This window comes from Pseudomonas sp. 65/3-MNA-CIBAN-0223, from assembly GCF_040310425.1.
GTDB lineage: Bacteria > Pseudomonadota > Gammaproteobacteria > Pseudomonadales > Pseudomonadaceae > Aquipseudomonas > Aquipseudomonas gregormendelii.
In genome coordinates this window covers 1-19,873 of sequence record NZ_JBEOPV010000004.1, presented here as the reverse complement: position 1 = coordinate 19,873, position 19,873 = coordinate 1, and the positions used below count along the sequence as shown (strand labels likewise).

Here is a 19,873-nt window from a genome sequence, read left to right as displayed (position 1 = left end):
CACCGACACAAATCGATAGAACTTCTGACCTCACGCCGTCCTCATAGCTAACAAGTCCCCCTGCCTGGTCATCCACATGGACCTTGTTATCGCTCGCCCCGAGGGCCTGTACTGCCCCGCCGGGGATTTCTATATAGACCCCTGGCGTCCAGTCGAGCGCTCGGTCATTACCCATGCCCATGGCGACCACGCTCGCACCGGCAATCAACATTACCTGGCTGCGGCCCCTGGCGAAGGGATCCTGCGATCACGCCTGGGCCAGGACATCAACCTGCAAACCCTGGCGTATGGCGAACGGCTGCTGCACCACGGCGTAACCTTGAGCTTTCACCCGGCCGGGCATGTGCTCGGCTCGGCCCAGGTGCGCCTGGAATACGGTGGCGAAGTCTGGGTGGCCTCAGGGGATTACAAGATCGAACCCGATGGCACCTGCGCGCCTTTTGAACCAGTGCGCTGCCATACCTTCATCACCGAATCGACGTTCGGCCTGCCGATCTATCGCTGGCAACCCCAGGCCGAGATATTCGCCGAAATCAATCAGTGGTGGCAGGCCAACGCTGCCGTGGATAAAACCAGCGTGCTGTTCTGCTACTCCTTCGGCAAGGCCCAGCGCATTCTGCATGGCATCGACGCGAGCCTCGGTCCGATCCTGACCCACGGCGCGGTGGAGCCGCTGAATCGGGTCTACCGCGAAAGCGGCGTGTACATCCCGCCGACGATTTACGCCGGCGATGTAAAAAAAAGCGATCCGGTCATGCGCAAGGCCCTGGTGATCGCCCCGCCTTCAGCCGGTGGCAGCACCTGGATGCGTCGATTCGGTGACTACAGCGACGGCTTCGCCAGCGGATGGATGCGCCTGCGCGGGACCCGGCGCCGGCGCGGCGTCGATCGCGGTTTTATCCTGTCCGACCACGCTGACTGGCCGGGCCTGCTTTGGGCCATTGGGCAGACCGGTGCCGAACGGGTCATGGTGACTCACGGCTCGGTCGCCGTCCTCGTCCGCCATTTGCGCGAGCAAGGCCTTGATGCCCAGGGCTTCAGCACTGAATACGGTGACGACGAAGAGGAAGCGACGAGCGCCGAGGCGCAAAGCCCAGAGGTCCCCGCATGAAAGCCTTCGCCGAACTCTATGCCGAACTCGATGCAACGACCTCCAGCAACGCCAAGCTGGCGGCCATGCAAAACTACTTCGCCCAGGCAGCGCCGCAGGATGCGGCGTGGGCGGTGTATTTCCTGTCTGGCGGGCGACCCCGGCAACTGGTCCCGGTTCGCGTCCTGCGCGAGTTGGCAGTTGCATACTCCGGTCTGTCGCCCTGGCTGTTCGAGGAGAGTTACCAGGCGGTGGGTGACCTGGCGGAAACCATTTCGCTGGTACTGCCCGAATCCAGCCACAGCTCCGATGCTGGCCTTGCGGTCTGGATCGAGGAAAAGCTGCTACCTCTGCGCGGGGAACCCCCCGAAGCGCTTGCCCTGGCCCTGCCTGCCCTCTGGTCGCAACTTGACCGCTCCAGCCTGATGTTATGCATCAAGCTGATTACCGGCAGTTTTCGCGTAGGCGTTTCCAAACTGCTGGTGACACGCGCCCTGGCATCCATGGCGGGGCTGGACAGCAAGCGGGTGGCCCAGCGCCTGGTGGGATACACCGACCTGTCCAACCGCCCGAGCGCCGCCAGTTACCTGAAGCTGATCGCGCCGGAATCAACCGACGAACATGCGCAGCGCGGCGGGCAGCCCTATCCGTTTTTCCTGGCCCATGCGCTGTCGCAACCGGTGGACCATTTTGAAGCCCTGCTTGGCGCTGCCAGCCAGTGGCAAATCGAATGGAAGTGGGATGGTATTCGTGCACAGGTGGTGAAACGCGAGGGCCGGCTGTGGATCTGGTCTCGCGGCGAAGAGCTGGTGACCGAGCGTTTTCCGGAACTGGAGAGCCTGGTGCACGGCCTGCCCGACGGCACGGTGATCGACGGTGAAATCGTTGCCTGGAAAGCCGCGCCAGCCGGGACCGAGGATGCCTTCGACCCGCAAGCGCCCTCGGCACCCTCGGTCCAGCCTTTCGCTTTGCTGCAACAGCGCATCGGCCGCAAGACCCTCGGCAAGAAAATCCTCGACGAAGTTCCGGTGGTGGTACTTGCCTACGACTTGCTGGAATGGAATGGCGAAGATTGGCGCAACCAGCCTCAGGCCCGGCGGCGGACCCAGCTGGAGCAGGTTCTCGCCGACTGCAACAACCCGGTTTTGCTGGAATCGCCGGTACTCACCGGCGAAGACTGGCTGGACCTCGCACGCCAGCGCGAAACTTCGCGCAGCCTCGGCGTCGAGGGCATGATGCTCAAGGCGCGGGACTCGCTGTATGGCGTCGGCCGGACCAAGGACATGGGCGTGTGGTGGAAGTGGAAAGTTGACCCTTACAGCGTCGATGCAGTGCTGATCTACGCCCAGCGCGGCCACGGTCGGCGCGCCAGCCTGTACAGCGATTACACCTTCGCGGTGTGGGACGGCCCGGCGAATTCAACCGAACGCACGCTGGTGCCTTTCGCCAAGGCGTACTCCGGCTTGACCGACGAAGAAATGCGCCAGGTCGACAGCATCGTACGCAAGACCACAGTGGAGAAATTCGGCCCGGTCAGCAGCGTGAAACCGAGCCTGGTGTTCGAACTGGGCTTTGAGGGCATCGCCCTGTCCAAGCGCCACAAGAGCGGGATCGCGGTGCGGTTTCCTCGGATGCTGCGCTGGCGTCGGGACAAGTCAGTGGATGAGGCGGACAACCTGGCCACGTTGCAGGACCTGCTGGGCTGAGATGAACCAATCTGGTGCGCGCACACGGTGATGCCCGCTTGCGTGCACAAACGCCTGCGCACCGTTCCTCACGGCACCTTTTAAAACGCTTGTTCGGGACTATGGTTCAGAAATTGCTACCTTATTCAGGTCTTACGCTTTCCAGTAACAAATTTTACGCGCCACAAGCGCTCAAATTGGTTTTTAGGGATTGAATAATGAAAAAAGCATTGCTGACCCTTTCTGCACTGGCGTTGTGCATGGCTGCCGGCTCCGCGGTGGCAAAGGAATACAAGGAATTGCGTTTTGGCGTTGACCCTTCCTACGCACCGTTCGAGTCGAAAGCGGCTGACGGCAACCTCGTGGGCTTCGACATCGATCTGGGTAACGCGATTTGCGCCGAGTTGAAGGTCAAGTGCAAGTGGGTCGAAAGTGATTTTGACGGCATGATTCCAGGCCTCAAGGCCAACAAATTCGACGGCGTGATTTCGTCGATGACCGTGACCCCGGCCCGTGAAAAGGTGATCGACTTCTCCAGCGAGCTGTTCTCCGGCCCAACCGCCTACGTATTCAAGCAAGGCTCGGGCCTGAGCGAAGACGTCGCGTCGCTCAAAGGCAAAACCATTGGCTACGAGCAAGGCACTATCCAGGAAGCCTACGCCAAGGCCGTGCTGGACAAGGCTGGCGTTAAAACCCAAGCTTACCAGAATCAGGACCAGGTGTATTCCGACCTGACTTCCGGCCGTCTCGACGGCGCCATCCAGGACATGCTTCAAGCCGAACTGGGCTTCCTGAAGTCGCCAAAAGGCGCAGGCTACGAAATCAGCAAGCCGGTCGACAGCGAATTGCTGCCAGCCAAAACAGCGGTGGGCATTAAGAAAGGTAACACCGAGCTGAAAGCACTTTTGGATAAAGGTATCAAAGCGTTACACGACGATGGCACCTACGCCACCATCCAGAAGAAACACTTCGGCGATCTGAATCTGTACAGCGGCAAATAATGCCCGGCGCCCATCTCTGGATGGGCGCTTTTTTTATCCGATCAGGTTGCTGATTTATGTTCGAAAACCTCCTGCAAAATCTGGGGCTCTCAGCCTTCAGCCTCCAGGGCTTTGGCCCGTTGTTGCTGGAAGGCACCTGGATGACCATCAAATTATCGGCATTGTCGCTGCTGGTGGCCGTGTTGCTCGGCCTGCTCGGCGCCACGGCCAAGCTATCGAAAGTCAAAATGCTGCGGGTGCCGGCGCAGGTCTACACCACGCTGATCCGCGGGGTGCCGGACCTGGTGCTGATGCTGCTGATTTTCTACAGCCTGCAGACCTGGCTGACATCGTTTACCGATTTCATGGAATGGGAATATATCGAGATCAACCCGTTCAGTGCCGGGGTCATTACCCTGGGCTTCATTTATGGCGCCTACTTCACCGAGACCTTCCGTGGCGCGATCCTCGCAGTGCCCCGGGGCCAGGTCGAAGCCGCCACCGCCTACGGGCTCAATCGCGGCCAACGCTTTCGTATCGTGGTGTTCCCGCAAATGATGCGCTTTGCCCTGCCAGGCATCGGCAACAACTGGATGGTAATGCTCAAGGCCACCGCACTGGTGTCGATCATCGGCCTCGCCGACCTGGTCAAGGCCGCACAGGACGCCGGTAAGAGTACCTACCAACTGTTCTATTTCCTGGTGCTGGCGGCACTGATCTACCTGCTGATTACCAGCGCCTCCAACTTCGTCCTGCGCTGGCTCGAACGCCGCTACGCCGCCGGCTCGCGGGAGGCCGTACGATGATCGAACTCCTGCAGGAATACTGGAAACCCTTCCTTTATACCGACGGCTATAACATCACAGGCCTGGCAATGACCCTGTGGTTGCTCAGCGCATCGATCTTCATCGGCTTCCTGGTGTCGATCCCGCTATCGATTGCCCGGGTCTCGCCCAAGGTCTACGTGCGCTGGCCGGTGCAGTTCTACACCTACCTGTTTCGCGGGACGCCGCTCTATATCCAGTTGCTGATTTGCTACACCGGCATCTACAGCCTGGCGGCGGTGCGTGATCAACCGGTGCTGGACGCGTTCTTTCGCGATGCCATGAACTGCACGATCCTGGCGTTTGCCCTGAACACCTGCGCCTACACCACGGAGATTTTCGCCGGGGCCATTCGCAGCATGAACCACGGCGAAGTCGAAGCGGCCAAAGCCTACGGCCTGACGGGCTGGAAGCTTTATGCCTACGTGATCATGCCTTCGGCCCTGCGCCGCTCGTTGCCCTATTACAGCAACGAAGTGATCCTGATGCTGCACTCGACCACCGTGGCGTTTACCGCAACTATCCCGGATGTCCTGAAAGTCGCGCGGGATGCCAACTCGGCGACCTTCCTGACCTTTCAGTCGTTCGGCATCGCCGCCCTGATCTACCTGACCGTTACCTTTGCATTGGTCGGCCTGTTCCGCCTCGCCGAACGCCGATGGCTGGCCTTCCTCGGGCCGACCCACTAGGACTTTGCACCATGCGCCACCAGATCCATGACTTGCTGGCCCCGCTACCGGGGACCGCACGGCAGATTCACAGCTTTCACTTCGGCCCCTCGTCGGCCAGCGGCAAGATCTACATCCAGGCATCCCTGCACGCCGATGAAATGCCCGGCATGCTGGTGGCCTGGCATCTCAAGCAGCGCCTCAGGGAGCTGGAAGCCGCCGGCCGCCTGCGCAGCGAAATCGTACTGGTACCCGTGGCCAATCCGGTTGGCCTCGAACAGGTTCTGATGGATGTCCCCCTCGGGCGCTACGAGCTGGAAAGCGGACAGAATTTCAACCGCTGGTTCGTCGACCTGAGTGAAGAAGTCGGCAACGACATCGAAGGGCAACTGGGCGACGATCCACAACGCAACCTGCAGGTGATCCGCAGCAGCCTGCGCCAGGCCCTGGCGCGACACACGGCGACGACCCAGTTGCAATCCCAACGCCTGACCCTGCAAAGGCTGGCCTGTGATGCCGACCTGGTGCTGGACCTGCATTGCGATTTCGAAGCCGTTGCGCACCTTTACACCACCCCCGAGGCCTGGCCTCAGGTGGAGCCACTGGCCCGCTACATCGGCGCCGAAGCCAGCCTGCTGGCCACCGATTCCGGCGGCCAATCGTTTGACGAATGCTTCACGCTACTCTGGTGGCAGTTGAAAGAGCGCTTCGGCGAGCACTTCGACATCCCCTTGGGCAGTTTCTCGGTCACCGTCGAATTGCGCGGCCAGGGTGACGTCAATCACCCCCTGGCCAGTCTCGACTGCCAGGCAATGCTCGACTACCTGATCCACTTCGGCGCCATCGTCGGCACGCCGGGGCCATTGCCCGAATTGCCCTACCCCGCGACACCGCTGGCCGCGGTGGAGCCTGTAACGACGCCGGTTGGCGGCTTGCTGGTGTTCGCGGCGCTGCCTGGGGAATACCTGGAAGCCGGGCAACTGGTGGCTGAAATCATTGATCCGGTGCTTGACCAGGTCACCCCGGTCCATTGCGCCACCGCAGGGCTGATGTACGCCCGGTCACTGCGACGCATGGCCACGGCCGGCATGGTGATCGCCCACGTTGCGGGCACTGAAGCCTATCGCAGCGGCTACCTACTTTCGCCTTGAGGATGCATTGCCCCATGTACAAACTGACCATTGAAGGCCTGCACAAAAGCTATGGCGATCATGAAGTGCTCAAGGGTGTTTCGCTCAAGGCAAAAACCGGCGACGTCATCAGCCTGATCGGCGCCAGCGGCTCGGGCAAAAGTACCTTTCTGCGCTGCATCAATTTTCTCGAACAGCCCAACGACGGTGCGATGAGCCTCGACGGCCAGAGTATCCGCATGATCAAGGATCGCCACGGCATGCATGTCGCCGACCCCGATGAACTGCAAAGGATTCGCACGCGCCTGGCGATGGTGTTCCAGCACTTCAATCTGTGGAGCCACATGACGGTGCTGGAGAACATCACGATGGCACCGCGCCGGGTGCTGGGCTGCGACAAAAAGGAAGCCGAGGACCGCGCCCGCCGTTATCTGGACAAGGTGGGCCTGGCGGCGCGGGTGGCCGATCAGTACCCGGCCTTTCTCTCGGGCGGTCAGCAGCAACGCGTCGCCATTGCCCGCGCGCTGGCGATGGAGCCGGAGGTGATGTTGTTTGACGAGCCGACTTCAGCCCTGGACCCGGAATTGGTCGGTGAAGTGCTGAAAGTGATCCAGGGCCTGGCCGAAGAGGGCCGTACGATGATCATGGTGACCCACGAAATGAGTTTTGCGCGCAAGGTGTCGAACCAGGTGCTGTTTCTGCACCAGGGTCTGGTCGAGGAGGAAGGCGCGCCCGAGGATGTATTGGGCAATCCGCGCAGCGAGAGGTTGAAGCAGTTCCTGAGCGGAAACCTGAAATAACGGGAGCCCGATTACCTGGCCCCCAGATCATTTCTGCGGGGGCGCCTGCGTAGGAGCTGTAGAGTGAAACGAGGCTGCGATCTTTTGAACTAGTTCAGCAAACGCCAGCTCGAAAGATCGCAGCCTCGTTTCACTCGACAGCTCCTACAGGGCGCAGCAGCCGGCATGGGATCCTCTCCAGACTTTGCAAAAAAATGGTTTAGCGCTCGCGGCTGGAAGCCGTTCGCTTTTCAAAAGCAGGTCTGGGCCGCCGTCAAGCAAGGCCAGTCGGGACTGTTGCACGCCAGTACCGGCGCCGGCAAAACCTACGCCGTCTGGTTTGGCGCACTCAACCGCTACGCCAGCACCCTCTCCCCGGTCGAAACCCTGCGCAAGCGCAAACCTGTAGCCGAACCCTTGACCGTCCTGTGGATTACCCCGATGCGCGCATTGGCGGCGGACACCGCGCGAGCATTGGAGGGGCCTCTGCAGGACCTGCAGATACCCTGGAGCGTCGGCCTGCGAACCGGTGACACCAGCAGCAGCGAACGGGCCAGGCAAAGCAGGCGCCTGCCCACCACGCTGATCACCACCCCGGAAAGCCTCACTCTGCTGCTGGCCCGGGCCGACGCGCAAAGCGCCTTGTCGACCTTGCGCATGATTGTGGTGGATGAATGGCACGAACTGCTCGGTAACAAGCGCGGAGTGCAGTTGCAACTGGCCCTCGCCCGCCTGCGCCGCTGGCAACCCGACCTGGTGGTCTGGGGCGTGTCCGCCACCTTGGGTAATCAGGCCCACGCCGAGCAAGTGCTGATCCCTCAAGGCGGCGGCACTAGCGTGCAGGGTCAAAGCGGCAAAGAACTGCGAGTCGATTCACTGCGCCCTCGCGCCATCGAACGCTTTCCCTGGGCCGGGCATATTGGCCTGAAAATGCTGCCGCAGGTGGTCGCCGAACTCGAGTCCAGCCCCAGCACCCTGGTGTTCACCAATACCCGCGCGCAATCGGAAATCTGGTATCAGGCGCTGCTGGAGGCTCGGCCGGACTGGGCCGGGATCATTGCGCTGCATCACAGTTCACTGTCCCGCGATACCCGGGACTGGGTTGAACGGGCCCTCAAGGATGGGCAGCTCAAAGCCGTGGTCTGCACCTCCAGTCTCGACCTGGGGGTGGATTTCCTGCCGGTGGAAAGGGTGCTGCAAATCGGCTCGGCCAAAGGCGTCGCGCGGCTGATGCAGCGGGCAGGCCGCTCCGGCCACGCGCCGGGGCGGGTGTCACGAGTGACACTGGTACCGACTCACAGCCTTGAATTGATCGAGGCAATTGCGGCGCAAGACGCCGTAGCGCAGCGGCGCATCGAGCCTCGGGAATCGCCGCACAAGCCGCTGGATGTGCTGGTGCAACATCTGGTCAGCATGGCGTTGGGAGGTGGTTTCATACCCGAGGAATTGTACGAAGAAGTACGCGGTGCCTGGGCCTATCGCGACCTCAGCCCGGCGGACTGGGTGTGGGCGCTGGCTTTCGTACGTCACGGCGGGCTGTCTCTGACGGCCTATCCGGATTATCGCCGGGTCGAACCGGATGAGCATGGCGTGTGGCGGGTACCCGACGCGCGCTTGGCGCGACGCCATCGCATGAGCATTGGCACCATCGTCAGCGATGCGAGCATCCAGCTGAAGTTCTGGAGCAAGGGCGGTGGCGGCAAGCAACTGGGCAGTGTCGAAGAGGGATTCATAGCCCGGCTCAAGCCCGGCGACGGCTTCCTGTTCGCCGGGCGCTTGCTGGAGCTGGTGCGGGTGGAAAACATGACCGCCTACGTCAAGCGCAGCACGGCGAAAAAAGCCGCGGTGCCGCGCTGGAATGGCGGACGCATGCCGCTCTCCAATGAACTGGCCACGGCGGTGGTTGCGCGTTTCAGCGCAGCCGCGTCAGGCGAGTTCATCGGGCCGGAAATGAAAGCGTTGCGCCCCTTGCTGGAAGTGCAGCAACAGTGGTCCGGGTTGCCAACGGATAAAAGCCTGCTGGCCGAAGCCCTGAAATCCCGCGAGGGCTGGCACCTGTTTCTCTACCCATTTGCTGGACGCCAGGTGCACCTGGGCCTGGCCAGCCTGCTGGCGTGGCGGGTCAGTCAACGCCTGGCGGTTACGTTCTCCATTGCGGTGAATGATTACGGGCTGGAGTTGCTGAGCGCCACCCATGTGGACTGGTCTGAGCATCTCGACCCGGCGCTGCTCAGTCCTGAGCGCTTGATGGCTGATGTGCTTGCCAGCCTGAATGCGGGCGAGCTGGCCTTGCGCCGTTTTCGCGAGATTGCGCGCATCGCCGGCCTGGTGTTTGCCGGTTATCCCGGCGCGCCGAAAAGTACCCGGCAGGTACAGGCCTCCAGCGGCCTGTTTTTCGAAGTCTTCAAGCAATACGATGCTGACAACCTGCTGCTGGCCCAGGCAGGGGAAGAAGTGTTGCGCGAGGAACTGGATATACGGCGCCTGGAAGAGACACTTGAACGAATCGGCCGACTCAGGCTCGACCTGCACCCGATCAAACGTCCTACACCGCTGGCCTTCCCACTGCTGGTGGAGCGCATGCGCGAAAGCATGAGCTCGGAAAAACTTGCCGACCGCATCCGCCGCATGGTCAGCGACCTGGAAACGACTGCAGAGAAAGGGAAAGCCTGATGAGTACACCCTACCCCGTCCGGCTCGCGGGTGAAGAGCTGTGGCTGCTACCGGAAAAAGCCATCTACTGGCCAGCGCAACAGGCATTGCTGGTGGCCGATGTGCACTTTGGCAAGGCTGCCGCGTATCGGCGCCTGGGTCAGCCCGTGCCTCAGGGCACTACCACGCAGAACATCCGTGTGCTGGACGCGCTGCTGGCGCGACTGGCGTGTCGGCAACTCATTTTCCTGGGTGACTTCCTGCACGGCCCTGGCTCCCACGCACCGGCTACTTTGAGCGCCCTGGCGCAGTGGCGTGCGCGGCACATCGACCTGCCAATGACATTGATCCGCGGCAATCACGACAAGCGCGCCGGCGACCCGCCAACCTCACTGAACATTCGCGTAGTGCCGGAGCCAATGCTGCTCGGGCCCTTTGCGCTGCAACATGAGCCTGATCCGCACCCCGACCGGCACGTGCTGGCCGGTCACGTCCATCCGGTGTATCGGCTTCAGGGTCGCGGGCGACAAAGCTTGCGCCTGGCGTGCTTCAGGCTTGCAGAGGCTGTCAGCCTGCTACCTGCCTTCGGCGCATTTACCGGCGGGTACCAGGTCGAGCGGGATGACAGTTGCAGATTGTTCGTGATTGGCGACAACGAGATATGGCCGGTGTAGGAGCTCTCGCTCCCACACAGCAATGGCCGGCGCATCATGCAACAGGCGCTGGAGGCGGCTCATCCGGCAAGGTGGGCTCGCCAGGTTCGGTCGGTTGTTCGTTGGGGGTATCAGGATCAGGCTGGCCGGGGATGCCCCCGGCCATGCTGAGTGGCGGGTGCGCCAGCAGTGACCAGGCCAAAACGCCAACCTGATTGGGCTCAAGCCTTGCCAGTTCGGCACTTATTTGCGGATCGATCTTCATAGAGCACTCCTGAGCAGTGGCCCGGTTCACTGTGCGCGAACCGGGCAGTACACCCAATAGAGTGTGTTCCCGCCGAAGAATTCCCACGACCCGTCAGATGGATGACTCAGGTGCGCGGCAGGGTAACGCCGCGCTGGCCCTGATACTTGCCGCCACGGTCCTTGTAGGACACTTCGCACTCTTCGTCGGATTCGAAGAAAAGCATCTGTGCGACACCTTCATTGGCGTAGATTTTTGCCGGCAGCGTGGTGGTGTTGGAGAATTCCAGGGTCACATGGCCTTCCCACTCCGGCTCGAGCGGCGTCACGTTGACGATGATGCCGCAACGGGCGTAGGTGCTTTTACCCAGGCATATGGTCAGCACGTTGCGCGGTATGCGGAAAAATTCCACGGTGCGGGCCAGTGCGAACGAATTGGGCGGAATGATGCAGACATCGCTCTGGACGTCGACAAAGCTCTTCTCATCGAAGTTTTTCGGATCGACGGTTGCCGAGTTGATGTTGGTGAACACTTTGAATTCATCGGCGCAGCGCACGTCGTAGCCGTAGCTCGACACACCGTAGGAAATCAGGCGCTCGGCACCTTCACCGCGCATCTGGCGCTCAACGAAGGGCTCGATCATGCCGTGCTCTTGCGCCATGCGGCGAATCCACTTGTCCGATTTGATGCTCATGGCGGGTGTCCTGAATAGCGAGGTGGAGAAAATCTGTCCGGCATCTTACCGGGGGCGGGTCGCCGGTTCAAAGAGCGCAATTAAATTCTCCCGCGCGCGCCCCCCGAATTTCCGGGCCCTCGCTGTATTTTGATGCACCGTCAGTCACGAAATAAGAGAAACCTTCGCAAGAAGCATTGGCACATTCCGGAAAAAGGGTTAAGGTGGCGCCACTGTGCTGCTTGTGTCACTGAGAATCTCTACACGATATGTTGAATTTCGATCCAACCATCTACAAGAATTTTTCCTGCTCTTTGCACTCAGTCTCGGCCAGGGTTCTTCCTGCGTCGCAGTTATCTTTGTTCAAGGAGTTACACCATGTCTAATCGCCAAACCGGTACCGTTAAGTGGTTCAACGATGAAAAAGGCTTCGGCTTCATCACTCCACAATCCGGTGACGACCTGTTCGTTCACTTCAAAGCTATCCAATCCGACGGCTTCAAAAGCCTGAAAGAAGGCCAACAGGTCTCTTTCATCGCTACCCGCGGTCAGAAAGGCATGCAAGCTGAAGAAGTTCAAGTTATCTAACTTGTACTTGCTTTAGTAAAAAGCCCCGCCCTCAAAAGCGGGGCTTTTTTGTGCCTGTGTGTTTTTGCCAGGCAAAGAAGATCGTCCTATCGGACGATCTTTTGATCTTGAGCTTAAGCGCTTATTACCAGGCCACACCAAACCCAGCTGTATAACGGGTCTTCTCCAAATCAGCATCATCAGTACCACTGATGACATCTCGCTCAGCCTTCAGGTTAAGCGAAGCCCAATCGGTTACCTTGTAACGCAACCCCACTTCGGTATCCAGCGCGTAATCCGCAACGCCTGACAATGGCTTGCCCACCTCGCCGTTGGTGAAGAACTCGACCTTCTTGCCAATCAGGTAGCGGTTGTAGTCCCACTTCATGGCCAGGGAATAGAAGTTTTCCTTGCCACCGTCCGCGTACTCATAATCCGTGCGGTTGACCAGTGATCCCAGCGAGAACGCGCCCAGCTCGTCATCCCAGAACTGATAACCAGGACCGGTACCGACGGTGCGCTGACGGGACAGGTCTTCGACCTTGTCGCGCTTATAGACGGCGCGACCTTGCCAGAACCATTTCTCGGTCAGGAACCGATCGAGGGAGTACTCACCGCGCCAGTTATCCGTGGTGACCACGTCGTCCTGGAATTCGCGGTTGTATTCGCCCTCCGCCGTATGCCGCCACTTGCCATGACGCGCACTGGTCTTGAAGTCGATATCGTAGTCATCGGTGTCTTTCTCGGCCCGCTGGTAGTCCAGCGCCATGTCGACATTGCCCTTCCATACCAGGTCCTCAACCACCGGCTTGGGCTTGAGGATCTGCTGGATACTGGCAAGCTCCACGGTCTTCGGCGCATCGCCATTGGCCAGCGTCACCTTGCCATCGTCTGCCGCATGCAGTGACTTGGCCTTTTCCCCGGTGTAAGCATCCTGCTTGACCAGTAACTCCTGATCGCTTTCCAGCGTCTTGACCTGTTTCCAGTCGATCGGGATCGCGCCGGCGTACTCGGTCTGGATCAACAGCTTGCCGCCGTCGAACAGGGTGATCTTGCCGCTCAGCTTGTCACCGTTCTTCAACCAGACGGTGTCGGCGAGCAAGGGTGTGGAAGCACTTAGTACAGCGAGGCACAGCAGGGATCTGGACACCATAAGCAAATACAGGCTCAAGTTTGCGAAAAAAAGTCGGCATTATCCTTACGAATAAGACCCTAGCAAGCACTGACACGACTATTTCTATTGAGTTCATTTCTCAATTGGCCATTCTCGACTTACTCTGGTGACCGTAAATACCTCGACCCGCAGGAATTGCGCACGTGACAGACCCGCTCAATGAAAACGACAGCGCTGCGCAAACCCGACGCACGGCGCTCTACATGACGCTGGCGCAGGTGCCGCCGGGCAAGGTCGTCAGTTATGGGCAGCTTGCCGAGCTGGCAGGACTGGGGCGCGCCGCTCGTTATGTCGGCCGAACCCTTAGCCAGCTTCCCGGTGACAGCAAATTACCGTGGCACCGGGTACTCGGCGCGGGCGGGCGCCTGAGCCTGCCAGCAGGCAGCGCTTGCGGGGATGAACAGCGCGCGCGATTGCGCGAGGAAGGCGTCAGCATCCTGAATAATCGTGTTGATATTCAGCGCCATGGCTGGCGCCCGGTAGAGCACAGCGGTTAGAGTGCGCGCTTTGTTTCCGTAATCTTGAGGCAGACTCCAGCCCATGCCCCGTAAAACCTGGCGCGCCGCGCTCGCCGCCTATGCCAGCCCTTCAACGCTCGTGCTGTTGCTGCTGGGTTTCGCCGCCGGCCTGCCGTACATGCTGGTGTTTTCAACACTTTCGGTCTGGCTGCGCGAAGCCGGTGTGGCTCGCGAAACCATTGGCTATGCAAGCCTGATCGGTTTGGCCTATGCCTTTAAATGGGTGTGGTCGCCGCTGCTCGACCAATGGCGCCTGCCATTGCTCGGCAAGCTGGGGCGTCGACGTTCCTGGCTGGTCCTTTCCCAGGCACTGGTCATTCTCGGCCTGATCGGGATGGGTTTCTGCGACCCGCAAAAACACCTGTCCTGGTTGATCGCGATCGCCGTGGTCGTGGCCTTCGCTTCGGCGACACAAGACATCGCGGTCGACGCCTATCGCCTGGAAATTGCCGACGACAGCCGCCAGGCTGCCCTCGCCGCCAGTTACATGTCCGGTTACCGTATTGCCGCATTACTGGCCACGGCCGGCGCACTGTTCTTCGCCGAAGGCTTTGGCTCGACAGGCTTCAACTACCAGCATTCAGCCTGGGCAGGCACCTACATCCTGTTCGGCGCCCTGATGATCCCGGCGTTGCTGACCTCCTTCTTCATGCGTGAACCGCCGGTGCCCCTGCGCACGCAACTGCAGGCCGGGCGGTACTCCTTCGCGCATCAACTGGCTTCCGTGTTCGTACTGATCGTGTTGCTGGTGTCTGTGCCTGCCATGTTCACCCAGCTGTACAACACCGATTTCGCCAGCGTGCTGTTCGAAGGCCACAGCGTGCTCGACCTGCTGCTGGAAGACCGCGCGTTCCTGCGGGCCATTCTCTATACCACGCTGACCTTCATGTGCCTGTCGGCCATGGGTCGCCGCGGCCTGGCACCGGTGCTGACTCCGGTCAACGACTTCATCCTGCGCTACCGCTGGCAGGCGCTGCTGCTGCTGGGCCTGATCGCCACCTATCGAATGTCCGATACGGTCATGGGTGTGATGGCCAACGTGTTCTACATCGACCAGGGTTTTACCAAGGATCAGATCGCCAGCGTCAGCAAGATCTTCGGCCTGATCATGACGCTGGTGGGCGCCGGCATGGGCGGGTTGCTGATCGTGCGCTTCGGTATCCTGCCAATCCTGCTGATCGGCGGCATTGCTTCAGCCGGCACCAACCTGCTGTTCCTGATGCTCGCGGACATGGGCGCCAACCTGAACATGCTGATTGTCACCATTTCCCTGGACAACTTCAGTTCCGGGCTGGCGACTTCGGCGTTCGTCGCCTACCTGTCGAGCCTGACCAACCTCAAGTTCTCCGCCACCCAGTACGCCCTGCTGAGCTCGATCATGCTCCTGCTGCCACGCCTGATTGGCGGCTACTCAGGGGTCATGGTGGAGAAATTCGGTTACCACAACTTCTTCCTGATCACCGCGTTGCTGGGCGTCCCGACCCTGCTCCTGATCATGCTGCACTGGTATCAGGAAAGCCGCCGCGCAGGGCCGACACCGGAACCGATTCCTGCACCTGCGGCCGAAGAACCCCTTTAGCTGGAAAGCGCGCAGGAGCGGGGTAATTCCCGCCCTGCCGCGACACCACCGACCGCACGCCTGTACGCCAGCAGATCTCGCCCGTACAATGCTCCGTCATTTCTCGTCATCAGCAACCGACAACGGCCAACCATGCGCACCAGTCAATTTTTGCTCGCCACACAGAAAGAAACGCCTTCCGACGCGGTCGTGATCAGCCATCAGCTGATGCTGCGCGCCGGCATGATCCGCAAACTCGCCTCGGGCCTGTACACCTGGCTGCCCATGGGCTTGCGAGTGATGCGCAAGGTTGAAGCGATCGTTCGCGAAGAAATGAACGCCGCCGGCTCTCTCGAAGTGTTGATGCCGAGCACGCAACCGGCTGAGCTGTGGCAGGAATCCGGGCGCTGGGAAGAATACGGCCCTGAATTGCTGCGCTTCAAGGATCGCCATGGTCGTGATTTCTGCGCCGGCCCGACCCACGAAGAGGTCATCACCGACCTGATGCGCAGCGAGTTGAGCAGCTACAAGCAGCTGCCGATCAACCTGTATCAGATCCAGACCAAATTCCGTGACGAGATCCGTCCACGCTTCGGCTTGATGCGCGGTCGCGAATTCATCATGAAGGACGCCTACTCGTTCCACGCGGACCAGGCTTCGCTGCAGGTCACTTACGACCGCATGCATCAGGCCTACTGCAACGTGTTCACCCGTCTGGGCCTGAAATTCCGCCCTGTGGAAGCCGACAACGGCTCCATCGGTGGTGCCGGCTCCCACGAGTTCCACGTACTGGCCGAATCCGGCGAAGACGATATCGCCTTCAGCAACGGTTCCGACTACGCCGCGAACATCGAAAAAGCCGAAGCCGTGCCCCGGGAAACCTCCCGCCCGGCGCCAACTGAAGAGCTGCGCCTGGTCGACACCCCGGACACCAAGACAATTGCCGCCCTGGTGGAAAAATTCAATCTGCCGATTGAGAAGACCATCAAGACCCTGATCGTGCGCGCCGAGGAAGAAGGCAAGCTGATCGCCCTGGTCATTCGTGGCGACCACGAACTCAACGAGATCAAGGCTGCCCAGCAACCTGGCGTGGCGAGCCCGCTGGTCATGGCTACCGACTCCGAACTGCGCGACGCCATTGGCGCCGGCGCTGGTTCGCTGGGCCCGCTGAACCTGCCGCTGCCTATCATCATCGACCGCTCGGTGGAGCTGATGAGCGACTTCGGCATTGGCGCCAACATCGACGACAAGCACTACTTCGGCGTGAACTGGGAACGCGACCTGCCGGTTCCGACCGTTGCCGACCTGCGTAATGCAGTGACCGGCGACCCAAGCCCGGACGGCAAAGGCACCCTGGAAATCAAGCGCGGCATCGAAGTCGGGCACATCTTTCAGCTGGGCAACAAGTACAGCAAAGCGATGAAGTGCGAAGTGCTGGGCGAGAACGGCAAGCCGGTCACCCTGGAAATGGGCTGCTACGGCATCGGCGTGTCCCGCGTGGTGGCTGCGGCCATCGAACAGAACAACGACGCCAACGGGATCATCTGGAGTGACACACTCGCTCCATTCCAGATCGCGCTGGTACCGCTGCGCTACGATAACGAACAGGTCCGCGAAGCCACCGACAAGCTGTACGCAGAATTGACGGCGGCCGGTTTCGAAGTGTTGCTGGACGACCGCGACAAGAAAACCAGCCCGGGCATCAAGTTTGCCGACATGGAGCTGATCGGCATTCCTCACCGGATCGTGGTCAGCGACCGCGGCCTCGCCGATGGCAACCTGGAATACAAGAGCCGCACCGAACCTGAAGCACAGGCATTGCCGGTCGCTGACGTGCTGCCCTTCCTCCAGGCCCGTATCCGCCGCTGACACCAGATAGAGAAGTCATGTTCAAGCGAAACACCTTAGGCCTCGGTGGTGCCGCCCTGTGCGGCACCCTGCTGGTCAGCGGTTGTGCCAATCAAATGTCACAACGCAGCGAGCACGAGGAACGTGTCGAGCGCAAATTGCTCGATCACAGCCTGCAGGTCGATGTCGGCGAGCCCAAGGTGCTTGAGCTGCCGCAACGCCGGGTGAAAATCCACGAGCAGAAGACCTTCGAAGTCACCGAGTTCGAGGTCACTCGCCATTACGACCGCTACACGCCCTACCAACCCTGGCGAGAGGCTTACGAGATTCCGCTGGGCGCCGTGGCTGTGGTGGCCGGCGTCGGCGCGAACGTGGTCAATGTGTTCGCCCTGGGCAATCTGCCGGACAGCGTGACCAAGGACTGGCTGAGCTACGGTTTCGCCGGGCTCAATCCGTTCATGAACGTGCAATCCCATGGTCGCGCTCAGCAGAACCTGGCGGGTATCGACGAAGTCCAGCTCGACAAGCGCACCGAGTACTCGAGCCTGCCATGGAGCGAGCGCCCGGTGCAGGTCAAGGCCGGCAAGGAGACGTTCGAGCTGACTACCGACAAGAATGGCGTGCTACGCCTGAACCTGCTGGACAGCCCGTTCGCTGAACATGACATCAATCATCTGACCCGCTTGCTGATCAGCGTCGCGGACGGCCAGGACGAGGTACACGTCAATACGTCCCTGGCCGTCAGCAGTTCACTGCGCGGCAAACTGCTCGAAGCTCACGGACTGATCTACGACGACCTGGAAGACGACGAAGTAAGCCAGTGGGTGCACCGGGTCAAGCGCCTGTCGGAGCTGGGGCTGGAGGAAGAAGCCACTGAACTGGAACAGAGCCTGATCGAACTGACTCGCAATGATCCCGAGCTACAGACCGAATTCCTCAAGTCCTTGACCAAGGATGCCGGGCGGCTGGTGGCGGATCCGGGGCCGAATTCGAATTAAAGTCTCTTCAAAGATCGCAGCCTTCGGCAGCTCCTACCAGGGCGGCGCGCTTCCTGTAGGAGCTGCCGAAGGCTGCGATCTTTTGACTTTGAAAAACTACCGCTCAAACAACTCCATCTGCTCAAACCCACCCCGCATATCCTCAAGCCGCACCCCGACCCCCAACAACCGCACCGGCTTGCCGCCACGATTGAACGCCTGGGTCAGCAGCAGCTGATAACTCCCCAAATCCCGCCCTGCCCCGGCCTGCTCCAGCGTGGTCTGGGTGAAATCGTGGAATTTCACTTTGACGAACGGCTTGCCCGGCCGATAGCTGCTGTCGATCCGCGCCATGCGCCCGGCCAGCGTCTCCAGCAATTCGGGGAGCTTGTCCAGGCAACTCAGCAGGTCCGGCAAATCCACGTCGTAGGTGTTTTCGACACTGATCGACTGACGCCGACTGTCATTGTGCACCAGGCGATCATCGATCCCACGGGCCAGACTCCACAATCGCTCACCAAAACTGCCGAATTCGCGGACCAGCGCCAACTTTTCCCACTCACGTAAATGCGAGCAATCGACAATCCCAAGGCGCCCCAGCTTGTCCGCAGTCACCTTGCCCACCCCGTGCAATTTACTCACTGGCAAGCCACTGACAAAGTCCTCGACCTGATCCGGAGTGATGACAAACAGCCCGTTGGGTTTCTTCCAGTCACTGGCGATCTTGGCCAGGAACTTGTTGGGCGCCACGCCGGCCGAGACCGTGATGTGCAACTGGTTGGAGACCCGCCGGCGGATTTCCTGGGCGACCCGGGTCGCGCTGCCACCAAAATGCGAGCTGTCCGACACATCCAGATAGGCCTCATCCAGGGACAGTGGCTCGATCAGGTCGGTGTAGTCACGAAAGATCGTGTGAATTTCCTTCGAGGCTTCTCTATAGGCGTCCATGCGCGGCTTGACGATCATCAGGTCCGGGCACAGCTTCAGCGCGTGCCCCGAGGACATGGCCGAGCGTACTCCGTAGGCGCGCGCCTCATAGTTGCAGGTCGCGATCACCCCTCGCCGATCCGCTGAGCCGCCCACGGCAAGAGGTTTACCGGCCAGGCGCGGGTCGTCACGCATTTCGATGGCGGCGTAGAAGCAGTCACAATCGACGTGGATGATCTTTCGCTGGGTCATGTAGAAGCGACGTTCATTGTGCGAAAAAGGTTTTTAGCGAGTCAGATCAACAGTATCTCATCGACACCTGTATATAGCACCAGTAGTAGGCATGTTCTTTTTCAAGGGTCGGAAAAAAAGATGAATTTGTTTTTTCAATCGAAAACCTACTACCAATAGAGCTGTAACCCTTGCCACGCCTGCGCTGCAGCCATTTCAGCCACCGAGGTTTTGCGCTAAGCGATTGAACAGGAAGAGTTTTCTTCGTGAATGGCGGTTGACAGCCCCGCCATCCTCTGTAGAATGCCGACACACAGACGCGGGATGGAGCAGTCTGGTAGCTCGTCGGGCTCATAACCCGAAGGTCGTCGGTTCAAATCCGGCTCCCGCAACCAAACATCAAAAAAGGCTACTCGAAAGAGTGGCCTTTTTTGTGCGCGTCAGTTTTGCATCCCTCGAAGATAAATGAGTCGGCGCACTCAGGCTGCGCAAAAAACATAAATCGTTCGGATTCCGAAACTTAGCGCTGAATCGCCCCTGCCCATCGCTGTTTTACGCTTATTTGGCTTGTTTGAGGATTAACGGTTGACACCCCGTCGTTCCTCTGTAGAATGCCGCCACACAGACGCGGGATGGAGCAGTCTGGTAGCTCGTCGGGCTCATAACCCGAAGGTCGTCGGTTCAAATCCGGCTCC

Annotated in this window: 18 protein-coding genes and 1 tRNA gene; 15 read left to right on the top strand and 4 right to left on the bottom strand. The window is 60.2% G+C overall.

What is annotated here, in order from left to right:
- Positions 1 to 76: 76 nt before the first annotated feature.
- From AAEZ09_RS05095 to pdeM, 9 genes are all read left to right on the top strand, one after another.
- Positions 77 to 1,111 (top strand): ligase-associated DNA damage response exonuclease, encoded by a 1,035-nt coding sequence (locus tag AAEZ09_RS05095; protein WP_045061085.1) that lies wholly within the window; start codon positions 77 to 79, stop codon positions 1,109 to 1,111.
- Positions 1,108 to 2,796, top strand: a complete 1,689-nt coding sequence (locus tag AAEZ09_RS05090; RefSeq protein WP_350598437.1) for an ATP-dependent DNA ligase — start codon at positions 1,108 to 1,110, stop codon at positions 2,794 to 2,796. The genes AAEZ09_RS05095 and AAEZ09_RS05090 overlap by 4 nt, the downstream gene beginning before the upstream one ends.
- Before the next feature lie 197 nt (positions 2,797 to 2,993).
- Positions 2,994 to 3,776 (top strand): transporter substrate-binding domain-containing protein, encoded by a 783-nt coding sequence (locus AAEZ09_RS05085; RefSeq protein ID WP_045061087.1) that lies wholly within the window; start codon positions 2,994 to 2,996, stop codon positions 3,774 to 3,776.
- A gap of 56 nt (positions 3,777 to 3,832) precedes the next feature.
- Positions 3,833 to 4,561 carry an ABC transporter permease gene (locus AAEZ09_RS05080; protein ID WP_045061088.1) on the top strand — a complete coding sequence of 243 codons (729 nt, stop codon included), beginning with the start codon at positions 3,833 to 3,835 and terminating at the stop codon, positions 4,559 to 4,561.
- Positions 4,558 to 5,268: an ABC transporter permease gene (locus tag AAEZ09_RS05075; RefSeq protein WP_045061089.1), complete on the top strand. Its 711-nt coding sequence runs from the start codon at positions 4,558 to 4,560 to the stop codon at positions 5,266 to 5,268. Before AAEZ09_RS05080 ends, AAEZ09_RS05075 begins: the two co-directional genes overlap by 4 nt.
- A gap of 11 nt (positions 5,269 to 5,279) precedes the next feature.
- Entirely contained in the window at positions 5,280 to 6,398 is a 1,119-nt protein-coding gene (locus tag AAEZ09_RS05070) for a succinylglutamate desuccinylase/aspartoacylase family protein (RefSeq protein ID WP_045061090.1), read from the top strand.
- Positions 6,399 to 6,412: 14 nt separating this feature from the next.
- Positions 6,413 to 7,177, top strand: coding sequence for an ABC transporter ATP-binding protein (locus AAEZ09_RS05065; protein WP_045061091.1), 765 nt, complete (start codon positions 6,413 to 6,415; stop codon positions 7,175 to 7,177).
- A 165-nt stretch (positions 7,178 to 7,342) separates the two neighbouring features.
- Positions 7,343 to 9,829 carry a ligase-associated DNA damage response DEXH box helicase gene (locus AAEZ09_RS05060; protein WP_045061092.1) on the top strand — a complete coding sequence of 829 codons (2,487 nt, stop codon included), beginning with the start codon at positions 7,343 to 7,345 and terminating at the stop codon, positions 9,827 to 9,829.
- Positions 9,829 to 10,482, top strand: a complete 654-nt coding sequence (pdeM, locus tag AAEZ09_RS05055; protein ID WP_045061093.1) for a ligase-associated DNA damage response endonuclease PdeM — start codon at positions 9,829 to 9,831, stop codon at positions 10,480 to 10,482. Before AAEZ09_RS05060 ends, pdeM begins: the two co-directional genes overlap by 1 nt.
- A gap of 34 nt (positions 10,483 to 10,516) precedes the next feature.
- On the opposite strand, the gene AAEZ09_RS05050 is transcribed toward pdeM, so the two are convergent.
- Together AAEZ09_RS05050 and dcd are read right to left on the bottom strand one after the other, a co-directional pair.
- On the bottom strand, positions 10,517 to 10,726 hold the full coding sequence (locus tag AAEZ09_RS05050; protein WP_045061094.1) for a hypothetical protein: 210 nt from the start codon (positions 10,724 to 10,726) through the stop codon (positions 10,517 to 10,519).
- Between the two features lie 106 nt (positions 10,727 to 10,832).
- The gene (gene dcd / locus AAEZ09_RS05045; protein WP_045061095.1) at positions 10,833 to 11,399 is read right to left on the bottom strand and encodes a dCTP deaminase; all 567 of its coding nucleotides are present in this window, start codon (positions 11,397 to 11,399) and stop codon (positions 10,833 to 10,835) included.
- Positions 11,400 to 11,756: 357 nt separating this feature from the next.
- Here dcd and AAEZ09_RS05040 point away from each other — a divergent pair, with 357 nt between their 5' ends.
- The gene (locus AAEZ09_RS05040) at positions 11,757 to 11,966 is read left to right on the top strand and encodes a cold-shock protein (RefSeq protein ID WP_002554837.1); all 210 of its coding nucleotides are present in this window, start codon (positions 11,757 to 11,759) and stop codon (positions 11,964 to 11,966) included.
- Positions 11,967 to 12,090: 124 nt separating this feature from the next.
- On the opposite strand, the gene AAEZ09_RS05035 is transcribed toward AAEZ09_RS05040, so the two are convergent.
- Positions 12,091 to 13,098 carry a DUF481 domain-containing protein gene (locus AAEZ09_RS05035; RefSeq protein WP_045061096.1) on the bottom strand — a complete coding sequence of 336 codons (1,008 nt, stop codon included), beginning with the start codon at positions 13,096 to 13,098 and terminating at the stop codon, positions 12,091 to 12,093.
- Positions 13,099 to 13,322: 224 nt separating this feature from the next.
- On the opposite strand from AAEZ09_RS05035, the gene AAEZ09_RS05030 reads away from it, so the two are divergent.
- From AAEZ09_RS05030 to AAEZ09_RS05015, 4 genes are all read left to right on the top strand, one after another.
- Positions 13,323 to 13,616 (top strand): MGMT family protein, encoded by a 294-nt coding sequence (locus AAEZ09_RS05030; protein WP_236695876.1) that lies wholly within the window; start codon positions 13,323 to 13,325, stop codon positions 13,614 to 13,616.
- A 43-nt stretch (positions 13,617 to 13,659) separates the two neighbouring features.
- A complete protein-coding gene (locus tag AAEZ09_RS05025) occupies positions 13,660 to 15,216 on the top strand; it encodes an AmpG family muropeptide MFS transporter (RefSeq protein WP_045061098.1) in 1,557 nt (518 codons plus the stop codon).
- A gap of 132 nt (positions 15,217 to 15,348) precedes the next feature.
- Positions 15,349 to 17,064, top strand: a complete 1,716-nt coding sequence (locus tag AAEZ09_RS05020; RefSeq protein ID WP_045061099.1) for a proline--tRNA ligase — start codon at positions 15,349 to 15,351, stop codon at positions 17,062 to 17,064.
- A 17-nt stretch (positions 17,065 to 17,081) separates the two neighbouring features.
- Positions 17,082 to 18,041, top strand: coding sequence for a hypothetical protein (locus AAEZ09_RS05015; RefSeq protein ID WP_045061100.1), 960 nt, complete (start codon positions 17,082 to 17,084; stop codon positions 18,039 to 18,041).
- Positions 18,042 to 18,137: 96 nt separating this feature from the next.
- On the opposite strand, the gene dinB is transcribed toward AAEZ09_RS05015, so the two are convergent.
- Complete coding sequence (gene dinB, locus AAEZ09_RS05010; protein WP_350598429.1) at positions 18,138 to 19,199, bottom strand: DNA polymerase IV; 1,062 nt, start codon at positions 19,197 to 19,199, stop codon at positions 18,138 to 18,140.
- 297 nt (positions 19,200 to 19,496) lie between these two features.
- Here dinB and AAEZ09_RS05005 point away from each other — a divergent pair.
- Positions 19,497 to 19,573, top strand: a tRNA-Met gene (locus AAEZ09_RS05005).
- Positions 19,574 to 19,873 lie beyond the last annotated feature (300 nt).